The following is a 12,503-nucleotide window of genomic DNA, read 5'->3' as shown; positions in this document are numbered from 1 at the left end:
TGAGCGTAGGCCGATCGGTGGAAAAAGGCTCTAGACTCGAAGCGTCCCATGCTCAGGAGTGCCATCTATGACGCTTTCGCCCTTCCACCTTGCCATTCCCGTCCACGATCTGGCCGCCGCCCGCACCTTCTACGGCGAGGCGTTCGGCTGCGCCGAGGGCCGCAGCAGCGAACACTGGGTGGATTTCGATTTCTTCGGCCACCAGCTGGTGATCCACGAAGCGCCGAAGATGCCGCATCAGGAGGCGGCCCACAGCAACCCGGTGGATGGCCACGACGTGCCGGTGCCGCATTTCGGCGTGGTGCTTGGCTGGGAACAATGGGAGGCACTGGCCGAGCGGCTGAAGGCGCGCGGCACGCGCTTCGTCATCGAGCCCTACGTGCGCTTCCAGGGCCAGGTCGGCGAACAGGCGACCATGTTCCTGCTCGACCCCTGCGGCAATGCGCTGGAGTTCAAGGCGTTCAAGGACATGAGTCAGCTGTTCGCCAAGTGAGCAGGATCAGCCGCGCTCGGCGATGTGCTGATCCTTGAGCTTCACGTAGTTGCCGGCGGTGTAACTGAAGAAGCTGCGCTCCTTTTCGGTCAGCGGACGGGCCTGCTTTACCGGGCTGCCAACGTAGAGATAGCCGCTTTCCAACGTCTTGCCCGGCGGCACCAGGCTGCCGGCGCCGATAATCACTTCATCCTCGACCACCGCGCCGTCCATCACGATCGAGCCCATACCGACCAGGATGCGATTGCCCAGAGTGCAGCCGTGCAGGGTGACCTTGTGGCCGACGGTGACTTCGTCGCCGATGGTCAGCGGAAAGCCGTCGGGGTTGTAAGGGCCGGCGTGGGTGATGTGCAGCACGCTGCCGTCCTGGATGCTCGAGCGTGCGCCGATGCGGATGCGGTGCATGTCGCCGCGGATCACCGTCAGCGGCCAGACCGAGCTGTCGGCGCCGATCTCGACATCGCCGATGACCACCGCGGAGTCGTCGACGAACACGCGCTCGCCCAGTTGTGGAGTGCTGTTGTGGTAGCTGCGTATCGCCACGATAGAAACCTCTTTGGCTGCGGGGAGGGCCGATTGTAATTAAGATGGCCGGCATCGCCGCGTTAAACCAGAGCTGAGCAGCATGCCGCCTGGCGTGGTCAGAGTTAACTACCGGCTGCTTGCTCGGGGGCGCGTTTCGTCGCCCGGCGTTGAAAAAGCGCGGCAGCGCGTCCATCTAGGACATCTGCCTGCGCGCTGGCCTGTCCAGCCTCGCTCCAGTGAGCGGCCTGCAATCCTCTTCGTCACAAGGTGTCCCCGTGAGCGCGAACAATCCCCTGCTGCAAGAATTCGACCTGCCGCCCTACTCCGAGATTCGCCCGGAGCACGTCGAGCCGGCCATCGACACCATCCTCGGTGACAACCGCGTGGCGATCCAGGAACTGCTCAGCCGCCCGGCCGAGAGCCTCGACTGGCAGACCCTGGTGGTCGGCCTCGACGAGCTGAACGATCGCCTCGCGCGGGCCTGGGGGCCGGTCGGTCATCTCAATTCCGTGTGCAACAGCCCGGAATTGCGCACCGCCTATGAGGCCTGCCTGCCCAAGCTGTCGGCCTACTACACCGAACTCGGACAGAACCGCGACCTGTTCGAGGCCTACCAGGCACTGGCTGCAAACCCCGCGGCGGCTGGCTTCGAAGTGGCGCAAAAGACCATCCTCGAGCATTCGCTGCGCGACTTCCGCCTGTCCGGTATCGACCTGCCACCGGTGGAGCAGCAGCGCTTCGGTGCCATCCAGATGAAGCTCGCGGAGCTCGGCAGCAAGTTTTCCAACCAGCTGCTGGACGCGACCCAGGCCTGGACCCGCCACATCACCGACGAAAGCCTGCTGGCCGGCATCACCGACTCGGCCAAGGCACAGATGGCCGAGGCGGCCAAGGCCAAGGGCCTCGACGGCTGGCTGATCACCCTGGAATTCCCCAGCTACTACGCGGTGATGACCTACGCCGACAACCGCGACCTGCGCGAGGAGGTCTACACCGCCTACTGCACCCGCGCCTCGGACCAGGGCCCGAACCCCGGGCAGTTCGACAACGGTCCGGTAATGGCCGAGATCCTCGAGCTGCGCCACGAACTGGCGCAACTGCTCGGCTACGGCAACTTCGCCGAACTGTCGCTGGCGACCAAGATGGCCGAATCCACCGAGCAGGTGCTGAGCTTCCTGCGCGACCTGGCGGTACGCAGCAAACCGTTCGCCGAGCGTGATCTGGCCGAACTGCGCGCCTTCGCCGCCGAGCAGGGTCTGGACGATCTGCAGAGCTGGGACCTCGGCTACTACGCCGAGAAGCTGCGCCAGCAGCGCTACAGCCTGAACCAGGAAGAACTGCGCGCCTACTTTCCGATCGACAAGGTGCTGTCCGGGCTGTTCTGTATCGTCCAGCGCCTGTACGGCATCGAGATTCACGAGCTGGAAGGCTTCGACGGCTGGCATCCCGAAGTGCGTCTGTTCGAGATCACCGAGAACGGCCAGCACGTCGGGCGCTTCTTCTTTGACCTCTATGCGCGGCCGAACAAGCGCGGCGGCGCCTGGATGGATGGCGCCCGCGACAAGCGCCGCACTGCCGCTGGCACGCTGCAGACGCCGGTGGCCAATCTGGTCTGCAACTTCACCCCGCCGGTGGGCGAGCGCCCTGCGCTCTTGACCCACGACGAAGTCACCACGCTATTCCACGAGTTCGGCCATGGCCTGCACCACCTGCTGACCCAGGTCGAGCACGCCGGTGCCTCAGGCATCAACGGCGTAGCCTGGGATGCCGTGGAGCTGCCGAGCCAGTTCATGGAGAACTGGTGCTGGGACCCCGAAGGCCTGGCGCACATCTCCGGCCACTACCAGACCGGCGAGCGCCTGCCGCAGGACAAACTGGACATGATGCTGGCGGCGAAGAACTTCCAGTCCGGCATGATGATGGCGCGCCAGCTGGAGTTCTCCCTGTTCGACTTCGAACTGCACGCCACCCACGGCGACGGTCGCAGCGTGCTGCAGGTGCTCGAGCACATCCGCGACGAGGTCTCGGTGATGCGCCCACCGGCCTACAACCGCTTCCCCAACAGCTTTGCGCACATCTTTTCCGGTGGTTATGCGGCCGGTTACTACAGCTACAAGTGGGCCGAGGTGCTGTCGTCCGATGCCTTCTCGCGCTTCGAGGAAGAAGGCGTGTTCAACTCCGAAACCGGGCGCGCCTTCCGCGAGGCGATCCTGGCCCGTGGCGGCTCCCAGGAGCCGATGGTACTGTTCGTCGATTTCCGAGGCCGCGAGCCGTCCATCGACGCCCTGCTGCGCCACCTCGGGCTGGTAGCGGAGGCCGCAGCATGAACGACGAAGTAACCCGTGTCACCACCAAGCGCTTCATCGCCGGGGCCGTGTGCCCCGCGTGCAGCGGTACGGACTGCATCAAGATGTGGGACGTCGACGGTGTGCCGCACCGCGAATGCATCGACTGCGGCTACGCCGACACCCTCAACGCACAGGGCCAGTCCGTACCGATGGAGCTGGGCACGCGAGTCAACAAGGTCCAGCCCAAGCCGGCCAACCCGCAGGTGCAGTCGGTGCAGTTTTTCCCTAATCCGAAGTTGAAGAAGCCCGAGTAGCCACTGTGCTGCACCTGACCTGCGGCGACCTGGCCGGCGACAGCGTACGTGCGCTGCTGGCCAGGCTCGAGCCCGAGGCACAGGTGCGAGTGTTGCGCGACGACCTGGCTGTCGGACCGCTGAATGACGTGGAGCGTGCGCCTTGCGCTGCTCGCGCCGCATTCTGGGAGCAGGTCTGGCCCGCAGAGGTGGCGCCACGCCCGGTGTTCGCCGATGAGCTGGCGGCTGATGCACTCTGGCTAGCCAACCTAGCCAAACAGGCTGCAGCCGTAACGGTCTGGCACGGCGACAGCGCATCCGAACAGCTACTGCTGGCTCGCATCGCCGCGCTGCTGCAGGGCTCCAGCTGCGGGTTGCACGAAGTCGCTTGCGGCACCGGAGACAGCCGCGCCGGCCAGCGCAAGGCGGTGTCCCTGCATTCGCCCGAGGCACTGGCGGCGCTATACAGCCCACAGGCGGTTCCCGCGTCTCGCCAGGCTGAACTCGCTGCGGTCTGGCACGAGCAGTGCGCCAGCTCGCATAACATTCGCCGCTGGTTCGAGGGGGCGTTTCGGGGCGAAGACTATCGGCTGATCGACGCGGCGCTGGTCGCTGCCAGCCCCGACGAATTCGCTCCGCTGGCGCGTGCGATGGCCGAGGTCATGGGCCATTGCGACGGCTTCTTTCCCACGGATTTCTTCCTCTACTGGCGCGCCCGCGTACTGGCTGCCGCAGGGCGTCTGGAGGTACAGGGCGATCCAACAGCCGCTTACCGTGATCTGCAGGTGCGCCGAGTCATGAGGTGAAAGACTTCACTTCGCGGCCAAGACTCGGCGCGCCCAACCTCTAAAACAAAGAACCCGCCAAGTGGCGGGTTCCTTTTTTGTACCAGTCCAAATCAGCCTTCGACCTTCGGCGTCGCTCGCCCCGGCTGCGGTGGCGAAGCAAACAGACGCTTGAGCTTCATCGCCGGCGCTTCGATCAGGTGCCAGGACAGTGCGGCGAGGATCAGCGTCGGCACGAAAGCGATCAGCGTCAGGCCGAGCACGCCGACCTGCGGACCGAACAGGTAGATGGTCAGCTGCTGGAACGGGAAGGCGTAGATGTACAGGCCATAGGAGAAATCGCCGTACTTGCCGAAACGCGAGATCAGCGGCAGCGGCGCGTAGGCCAGATAGAGCACCAGATACGGCAGTGCGATGAAGTAAACCAGCGGGCCGATGTCGGTACGGAAGGTTGCCACCAGCGCGGCGAACAACAGCGCCGCGATCCAGCCGCGCCAGGGGATGTCGTCGCGATAGAGGAACAGTGCCGAGCCGCTGTAGTACAGCAGCCCCAGTTTGAAGATGTTCTTGATGAAGTAGGACTCGATACCCAGCTTGCCCAGCAGCCAGAAATGCCCGACGGCGAGCACGGCAATCGGCAGGAAGATCAGCCGGCGCGTGAGGAAACCGGTCAGCCCGAGAATCATCACGCCGATGTACATCAACACTTCCAGCGGCAACGTCCACAGCGAGCCATTGACCACGTCGGGGTAGACGTTGCCGATGAATACGCCGGGCAGCTCGTAGCGTGTTACCAAGAGGATGTTCTGCAGGTAGGTCCAGGTGCCGTCGGCCGCGAGATACTGGCCGAGGGTCAGATGGGTGACCAGCGGCCCAATGACAAACACCGAGAGCAATACCGCGACGATCAACGCCGGAAAGATGCGCAGCGCCCGCTTGATCAGGAAGCTTTTCGGGCTGCTGCTGGCCAGCCAGGACGAGGTGATCAGATAGCCGCTCATGACGAAGAAGATGCCGACGGCGATCGAGCCGCCCTTTTCGTAGCCGGTCAGCAACGTCAGGGGTTCATCACCACGGCGGCCTACAAGTGGATAGCTATGGGCGAACAGCACCAGAGCGGCGGCAAAGAAACGCAGGAAATCGAAGTTGTTTTCCCGAGTGTGAAAGGAACCGGTGGGATGCATGGGTCTGCTCCAGACTGACGGCGTTGGCTTGAACGCTGGAAAGCACGGGAGTGCATGCCAGTACTGCGGGATCGAGCGCTGAGAAGCGTCGATCATCCTTGTTCGCGGCGGCCGGTTCCTTCCGAGGTGCTGCAAAGCAGCGCTGCTCGATCCGCCCCATTTGTCCGAGGCCAGGGGCAAATGTTCCCGTACCACCCGACGGGCGGTAGCAGTTGCCACCGATCGGCTACGTTGGCGCGTAGTCAAAAGGCGGGTTACTGTATATTTGAACAGTAACGGAAAAGCTTGCCATGCCCTTTCCAAATGCCACACCACGCGGCCGCGGCACTGCGATCAACCCGGACAACCGTTTCGCCCCGACACGCAGCGAGGCGTACGACGACGGCTGGGAACAGGACGTGCCGCCGACCCGCGCCACCGAAGTGCGCCTGGAGACGGCCAAGAGCGTACTGACCCGTAACCAGTCGCCTGACGTGGGTTTCGATCGCTCGGTCAATCCCTATCGAGGCTGCGAACATGGCTGGATGTGTCCTGCGATAGGTGCCACCGAAAGTCTTTTTCTTTTTGCTGTGTGCTGCCCATACGGCTAATATTGTGTCGTTATGCCACCATATCAGGGAGCGGTTATGTTTGGGCTATTCAAGAATCGGAAAAAATACAACGGCCAAGTCGATATTAAGCTTAACAACGAATATTCCATACGCACCAAAGGAAACCCGCACTTTCCTGCGATAATGGCATATTTGGAGTTAATTGACATCGCTTGGAATTCTCAGATGTCTGAAGACGAAGCAGCAATGTATATTGCAACGCTTTATTTTTCTGGTCTATGTAAGAACGGTTATGGAGCAGAAGCCTCTGCATTACTGCCGAGGATTGTTGATATTGCCGAATTTGGTGTTAATAAGGGTCTAATATCAGATCAACGGTGGCAAAAATTTGCCGGCGCTATAAGGGATGCTAGGGAAATAGCTGGTATTTAACTCACATGCACGTATATATATATTAAATATAAAAACCTAATTCCAGCCTTGCCCTTCGCTTTTATCCTTCCAGTCTAAAAGCTTGGGCAAAGCTGGTCTTCCTGACTTAAATAGTTAAATCAGTGAAGCCTTACCTAAGCTTTGAATAGCTTGGGGTTTAAATCTGTGATACTCAGTTTAAACTTTGAACACTATATCGGCAATATCAACGCCTTAACTGGACCCTGTTCAACATATGTCGCTTAAACATATGGCTGGTAGGTTGTAAGCTTTCCCAGTATCCCCGTTTTACCTACTGATAATAAATTAAAAGTAGGGTGCTTACTTGGCTCTATGCAACGAAACAATCGCTTGAATTTCCTACATTGCAAGAGAGTTAAACACTGAAATTTATTATTAGGATATGGATATTTCGGCAGGTTTGATATTTGACAAGTTATTAGAACATGATATAACTAAAATATGTTGAATCCTGCCGACATCAGTATTCAACCCGAAGCCTTAATATGAAAGTATTAGGGCTTCACCTCTTTTTAATATACTATAAGTTTAAAATAAGTCAAATTATGAGCCGGGTTTAATTATTCTTCGCTTTACATCATTAAAGAATAGTCCAACTTTCTGACTGGCGCTTAGGTTTGTATTTACTACTTTGTCAATTGACTCTCTTTTAAATCGTTCTTGCTGACCTGCCAAAAACTCAATTCGTTCCTTCGGATTCATTTCCTTCAATAGTTCATAATTTGCCTTATCAAACTCTTTTAGACTGTCTTCTATTTTTCTTCGCTCTTGAATATTGAAAGCAAGTAAGTTTAGTTTTAAGTCATAGTTTTCAATCTTTTGCTTCTTATCTTCGTTCTCTTGAATTTCTTTTAGTAACGACTTGTTGGTTTTTTCAAGGTTTTCTTGTTTATCCAATTGCTTGCTGAGTTCTATTTCCTTAGCCTTAACTTCCTCCCTTAATTTGGAAAGCGTTTTATTTTCATTAGCAATTAAGTTCAAAAGGTTTGTTTGTTCCGCTGTTAAATGGTTAATCCTCTTAACCAACTCCTGGCTTACTCCTTCTTGTTTTTTCGTCGCTAATTTCGTGTTGCGTAGTATTTTCTCTCCATTAAAAATATCTAGGTTAATCTGTTTTAATTTGCAGTCTCCATCTTCTATCTTTGCCATCATACATTCGAAACTTCTTATTTCTGCTTTCAGTTCTTCCGCTTTCCTCTTATTGGCATATTCAAGTTTCTCTTTTTCTATTTTCGCCTTGGTAATCTCATCAAGCGTATGATTAAGCAAGTTATAGCTTCTGTATATTTTTGATTGGTTCTGTTCCTTTCTTATGTTCTCAATCTTTTGCTTATGCTCAATGGTCTTTTCGCTAACTGCGGCCTCTATTGAATAACCGTATTCTTTTAGTTTCTTGTTTACGAATTGATAAACAAGCTCTTGATATGCTTCCCCAATCTTCTGAGCAGACTGAAAAGAATTATTTTTTAACTCTGGTCTATTAGTGTTTCTTAGATGCTGATTAACAACTTCTAACTGAGCATTAACCAAATCATATTGGCCAGTCTTACTATTTTTCCCGCTGATAAAAATATGAGGATGGACGCCATTTTTCATTTCGTCCTTACTTAATACTTCATCACCGTGAAAGACACACGCCTTGATTTCATAATCAGGCAAATATTGACGATGGAACGAATGTATTATTTGAAGGTAGTGCTTGGGTTCAACTTCATTTATTTTATTGCGAGATGGAAACTTAAAGAATGACTCTTGGATAACTGTCTTCTTCTTATGGGCTAAATCATCAGCAGAATTGACTATCTTGTTATGTAGTTCAATGTAATTAGTTAATGCTGATTTCTTATCATTAACACGTTTTAAACTCATTTCATCAAGTCTATCTACGATAGCCAAGTCAATCGCACCGCTATCGTTTAACACCGACTGAATAAGGATTTTTAACTCTTCTGGTTCATTATCCTTTTTCGCCAGTGTCTTTAATTTGCTGGCATATTTGGACCGGTCATTTTTAAACTTAGTTATGTCTTGGTGTGCATTTACATCAGCAGAAACAGAACTAACTATATCATTTACGATGGCCTTCCTTTCATCAATAGATAAACTATCAAGGGCAATAATTTTACCTTGATAGACCATTCTATTGTGTTTAGATAACTGCTCATTGAATTCGAGCTCTCCTTTCTTGATAGTTCTTAAACTGTGAGAAAGTGAACTTCTTAATTGAGCAAGTCCAGCAGTTTTATTTACTCTGGTCTGCTGACCTGAGTAGTTCATACGTTTCCAAATCATAGTAGTATTTTTTAATTCATTCATAAGCCCTCTTGTTGATTGTTAGTTCTGCTTTGCTTCTGCCTTCCCGGCTAGGGACCAGTTAACTTCCCTCAAGCGTAGCGTCTTTGCGTAGCAAAGTGTGGGGAGTTAAACAACTGGTTGATAAAACTTAAAGTTTTAGTTAATTACAAGTTAACATATATTATAATGTTTTCAAGAGGGCATAAAAAAGCCGACTTAATTAGCAGGCTAATTATTCAACCAAATGTATATCAAACTATTCCAAATCTGGTAAATCAATATCGGTTGGAATATCTGTTGGAACTCTTTGGCCTTCGGCTAAATATCTCACTGTGCCATCTTTAAATTCAAGCACAAGCATATTGGCCAACCAATCTATGGCTATGCCTTTAAAAATTGATTTCAATGTTAAGTTATACGCAACTCTTTTCTCAATGGCTTCTTCTGACCTGTCATAAATAATGGATTCAATATCTATGTGTTCAACTTCAAGCAGAGCATTATAAGATTGGGTTGCTTGGTTATAATTCTCTTCTAATAACTTTGAAGATTCATTTAAAGCACTGAAATCATTTTCAAGTTCTTGTAATACTTCATATAGGGAATTAGGAATGGATTGGTTATCAATAACCATTTTCTTTAATCTGGATTTAAAACCATCAATACTGGATTGAAGTTTATTCTTCTCGTTTTCAATCGCTAACATTTCATTCTTTATGTTTGAGTAGTCTTTATTTTCTTCAATCAATGATTGAATGTTCAATCTATATGTGAATTGAAAGAACAAAGAAAATAATTTTTTTCCTCTAATAGACTGTTGGCCTGGAACTAGACATTTATGCCCCATTGAATTAGTGCATATGAAATAGTCCCTTTCGCCCTTGTTCATATAGCGGATAGTACCACCGCACCAACGGCAGTAAATTAAGCCTCTAAATATGTTGTATTGCTGCTTATTGTAGTTCCCGGTGAACGGCTTCCTGTCGTTTATTATTTGTTGAACCTTAAAGAATAGAGTTGGTTCTATAACTACTGGATAATAATTTGGAATCGCCAATCCTTCATCTTTCAATCTTCTTTTACCGCCATCCTCCCAATGCAATTTCTTGGGTTGGTGTTCACCAATCAACTTCCGATTACCTAATATGTATTGAACTTGATGCGGTGCCAGCTTATCAACATATAGTTGATTGTATTGTTTTGTTGCTTCTAATAGGCCGTATTTAAGCGATAACTTGAATAGTTGCTCTATCCTATTAACTTGCTCTAAATCAACGATAAATTGGTTATCTTCAACCTTTAACCATTTTGGAACCTTCTTGGTTACTATTTCACCGCTTCGCATTTTACTGCGGTTGATATTCCAAGCCTTTGTTGAAAAATCACTTTTCCTTTCACTTTCTTTGTTTGCTCTCTCAAACTCAATAAGTGCAGTTATCCAATCTCCAATATCAAGATTGTTAATATCGAAGATTTTGTCTCTATCAAGGATAACTATTTTTATTCCGGCATTTAGAATATCGGTGAATATTTGATTACTACGAACAATTTTATCCCGTGAAAGTCGATCAAAGTTCTCAATCAGCAAATAAGAACCTTTCTCAATTTCACCTTCCCTGACTTGTTTCAAAAAACCGCCAAGCACACCATCAGCAGATGCATTAAGACCACGAAACGCAGACGTTCCTGCGTCTTCCAATGCTCTGTCTACCGTCAGACCGTGTTTAGCAACGAAAGCGTCTATAAGGGCGTTTTGGCGCTCTCTGGTGCTTCCATCTTCTTGTCGAGTAGATGAGAAACGAACGTATGGAAAGCACTTTTTGGTCATTTTTTGAACAGATCAAGGCTGTGGAACCTTTAACATAGCACGTCTGCATCTACTGCTTCGCGCGGCCCAGTCATGCCTATTGGGACCTGTCGCCGGGCATCGACTTCGAGACGCGGCTGATCGCCAAGACCAACCTCGCCGAGCGCCTCGAACAGGAACTCTCCAAGCCGGGCTACGTGCCGCAACCGATCGCACTGGGGGTGAACACCGATGCCTATCAGCCGCTTGAGCGCGAGCAGTGTCTGACGCGCCAGGCGCTGGAGATCCTGCTGCGCTTCAAGCACCCGGTGCACATCATTACCAAGGGTTCGCTGGTGCTGCGCGATCTCGATCTGCTGGTGCCGTTGGCCGAGCAGCAGCTGGTCAGCGTCTCCGTCAGCCTGACCACGCTGGACGACGAACTGAAACGCATCATGGAGCCGCGCGCAGCCTCGCCCTCGGCGCGGCTGCGGGTGTTGCGCACCCTGCATGAGGCTGGCGTGCCGGTCAGCGTGATGTGCGCGCCGATGATTCCTATGATCAACGACATGGAGCTTGAGCGCTTGCTCGAAGCCGCCCGCGAGGCCGGTGCGCGCTCGGCCGGCTATGTGCTGCTGCGCCTGCCCCACGAAGTGGCGACGCTGTTCGATGAATGGCTGCAGGAGCATTTTCCGCAGCGCGCTGCCCATGTCATGAGCCTGGTGCGCCAGTCGCGCGGCGGCAAGGATTACGACAGCCGCTTCGGCAGCCGCATGCGCGGTGAAGGCCAATTCGCCCAGCTGCTGGCGCAACGCTTTCAGCTGGCGTGCAAGCGCCTGGGCTTCAATCGACGGGATCAGAACTACGGCCTGGATTGCAGCCGTTTTGCCGTGCCGGGTTCGCAGATGTCGTTGCTCTGAGACCTCGAAAGCGCCGCCAGCGCCATCACTACGACAGCAATCAGAAAGCCGCAAATGCTCGTTCTAGAGCGGCTCGTTCAGTTTCAGTTAAGTCTCGCTGACTAGCCTCGGGGCAAATGTGACCAGCCAGTCACCAGCCGCACGACCGGCCTGGATGAGTGCTGGCATGCCTTACCCTGCATCAGGAGACCACCCATGCGTGAAATATTCACCGCTCGCGCCGAGCGCAACGAACCATCCGCACGTGGCGAAAGCGCCGACGAATCCTTCGCCCATCTGGTCGATGGCTTTCGCCGCTTTCGCACCGAGGTCTATCCCGAACAGCAGGCGCTGTTCGCCCGCCTGGCCAGGGCCCAGCAGCCGCGTGCGATGTTCATCACCTGCGCCGACTCGCGCATCGTTCCCGAGCTGATCACCCAGAGTTCGCCCGGCGACCTGTTCGTCACCCGTAACGTCGGCAATGTGGTGCCACCCTACGGCCAGATGAACGGTGGCGTCTCCAGCGCCATCGAGTACGCGGTGATGGCGCTCAACGTGCAGCACATCATCGTCTGCGGGCATTCCGACTGCGGCGCGATGAAAGCGGTGCTCGACCCCAGCGGCCTGCAGCGGATGCCCACGGTGAAGGCCTGGCTGCGTCATTGCGAAGTGGCGCGCAGCCTGGTGGAGCAGAACTGCAGCTGCGCCGCCGGCGAAGCCCTGGGCGTGCTCACCGAAGAGAACGTGGTGGCCCAACTCGACCACCTGCGCACCCATCCCTCGGTCGCCGCGCGCCTCGCCGGCGGTCAGCTGTCGATCCACGGCTGGGTCTATTGCATCGAGACCAGCGAAATCCTCGCCTACGACGCCACCAGCGGCCGTTTCGCGCCGCTGGACGGCGACGGCCCGCTGCCAGTAGCAACGCCCACGCCGCGCTACCTGCAGGCCTGA

General features: G+C 53.8%; 10 protein-coding genes and 2 pseudogenes. 8 read left to right on the top strand and 4 right to left on the bottom strand.

The annotated features are described in order from the left end of the window. The first annotated feature begins 67 nt into the window (after positions 1-67). On the top strand, positions 68-493 hold the full coding sequence (locus tag CW305_RS15200; protein WP_044314221.1) for a VOC family protein: 426 nt from the start codon (positions 68-70) through the stop codon (positions 491-493). Positions 494-499: 6 nt separating this feature from the next. Here CW305_RS15200 and CW305_RS15195 read toward each other — a convergent pair whose 3' ends face one another. Next, the gene (locus CW305_RS15195) at positions 500-1,036 is read right to left on the bottom strand and encodes a gamma carbonic anhydrase family protein (protein WP_090522804.1); all 537 of its coding nucleotides are present in this window, start codon (positions 1,034-1,036) and stop codon (positions 500-502) included. 257 nt (positions 1,037-1,293) lie between these two features. Between CW305_RS15195 and prlC the strand changes: the two genes are divergently transcribed. Genes prlC through CW305_RS15180 form a run of 3 tightly spaced genes read left to right on the top strand, consistent with a single transcriptional unit; the run spans position 1,294 to position 4,405 of the window. Further along, positions 1,294-3,345, top strand: a complete 2,052-nt coding sequence (gene prlC / locus CW305_RS15190) for an oligopeptidase A (protein WP_104098288.1) — start codon at positions 1,294-1,296, stop codon at positions 3,343-3,345. Then, on the top strand, positions 3,342-3,620 hold the full coding sequence (locus tag CW305_RS15185) for a YheV family putative zinc ribbon protein (protein ID WP_023445743.1): 279 nt from the start codon (positions 3,342-3,344) through the stop codon (positions 3,618-3,620). The genes prlC and CW305_RS15185 overlap by 4 nt, the downstream gene beginning before the upstream one ends. 5 nt (positions 3,621-3,625) lie before the next feature. Continuing rightward, the gene (locus CW305_RS15180; protein ID WP_104098287.1) at positions 3,626-4,405 is read left to right on the top strand and encodes a DUF1835 domain-containing protein; all 780 of its coding nucleotides are present in this window, start codon (positions 3,626-3,628) and stop codon (positions 4,403-4,405) included. A 92-nt stretch (positions 4,406-4,497) separates the two neighbouring features. On the opposite strand, the gene CW305_RS15175 is transcribed toward CW305_RS15180, so the two are convergent. After that, positions 4,498-5,568, bottom strand: a complete 1,071-nt coding sequence (locus tag CW305_RS15175) for an acyltransferase family protein (protein ID WP_104098286.1) — start codon at positions 5,566-5,568, stop codon at positions 4,498-4,500. Between the two features lie 290 nt (positions 5,569-5,858). Here CW305_RS15175 and CW305_RS15170 point away from each other — a divergent pair. Together CW305_RS15170 and CW305_RS15165 are read left to right on the top strand one after the other, a co-directional pair. Further along, positions 5,859-6,089: pseudogene (locus CW305_RS15170) on the top strand (PA0069 family radical SAM protein); the annotation flags it as partial. Between the two features lie 105 nt (positions 6,090-6,194). Then, positions 6,195-6,551, top strand: a complete 357-nt coding sequence (locus CW305_RS15165; protein WP_104098284.1) for a hypothetical protein — start codon at positions 6,195-6,197, stop codon at positions 6,549-6,551. Positions 6,552-7,115: 564 nt separating this feature from the next. Here CW305_RS15165 and CW305_RS15160 read toward each other — a convergent pair. Both CW305_RS15160 and CW305_RS15155 read right to left on the bottom strand, forming a co-directional pair. Beyond that, positions 7,116-8,888 carry a hypothetical protein gene (locus CW305_RS15160; RefSeq protein WP_146067158.1) on the bottom strand — a complete coding sequence of 591 codons (1,773 nt, stop codon included), beginning with the start codon at positions 8,886-8,888 and terminating at the stop codon, positions 7,116-7,118. Positions 8,889-9,123: 235 nt separating this feature from the next. Then, positions 9,124-10,695, bottom strand: coding sequence for a recombinase family protein (locus tag CW305_RS15155; protein WP_104098282.1), 1,572 nt, complete (start codon positions 10,693-10,695; stop codon positions 9,124-9,126). Positions 10,696-10,733: 38 nt separating this feature from the next. On the opposite strand from CW305_RS15155, the pseudogene CW305_RS15150 reads away from it, so the two are divergent. Continuing rightward, positions 10,734-11,573, top strand: a pseudogene (locus tag CW305_RS15150) (PA0069 family radical SAM protein); the annotation flags it as partial. A gap of 195 nt (positions 11,574-11,768) precedes the next feature. Further along, positions 11,769-12,503 carry a carbonic anhydrase gene (locus CW305_RS15145; protein ID WP_101276634.1) on the top strand — a complete coding sequence of 245 codons (735 nt, stop codon included), beginning with the start codon at positions 11,769-11,771 and terminating at the stop codon, positions 12,501-12,503.

The organism is Stutzerimonas kunmingensis (genome assembly GCF_002929225.1).
GTDB lineage: Bacteria > Pseudomonadota > Gammaproteobacteria > Pseudomonadales > Pseudomonadaceae > Stutzerimonas.
Note: the sequence above shows the minus strand (reverse complement) of the source record. Positions and strands in the feature narration are given on the sequence as shown.

Bases quoted from the DNA above. Each gene is read 5' to 3' on its own strand.
- CW305_RS15175 (WP_104098286.1), bottom strand. From the start codon at position 5,568: ATGCATCCCACCGGTTCCTTTCACACTCGGGAAAACAACTTCGATTTC.
- CW305_RS15185 (WP_023445743.1), top strand. From the start codon at position 3,342: ATGAACGACGAAGTAACCCGTGTCACCACCAAGCGCTTCATCGCCGGG.
- CW305_RS15155 (WP_104098282.1), bottom strand. From the start codon at position 10,695: ATGACCAAAAAGTGCTTTCCATACGTTCGTTTCTCATCTACTCGACAA.
- CW305_RS15160 (WP_146067158.1), bottom strand. From the start codon at position 8,888: ATGAATGAATTAAAAAATACTACTATGATTTGGAAACGTATGAACTAC.
- CW305_RS15165 (WP_104098284.1), top strand. From the start codon at position 6,195: ATGTTTGGGCTATTCAAGAATCGGAAAAAATACAACGGCCAAGTCGAT.
- CW305_RS15200 (WP_044314221.1), top strand. From the start codon at position 68: ATGACGCTTTCGCCCTTCCACCTTGCCATTCCCGTCCACGATCTGGCC.
- CW305_RS15145 (WP_101276634.1), top strand. From the start codon at position 11,769: ATGCGTGAAATATTCACCGCTCGCGCCGAGCGCAACGAACCATCCGCA.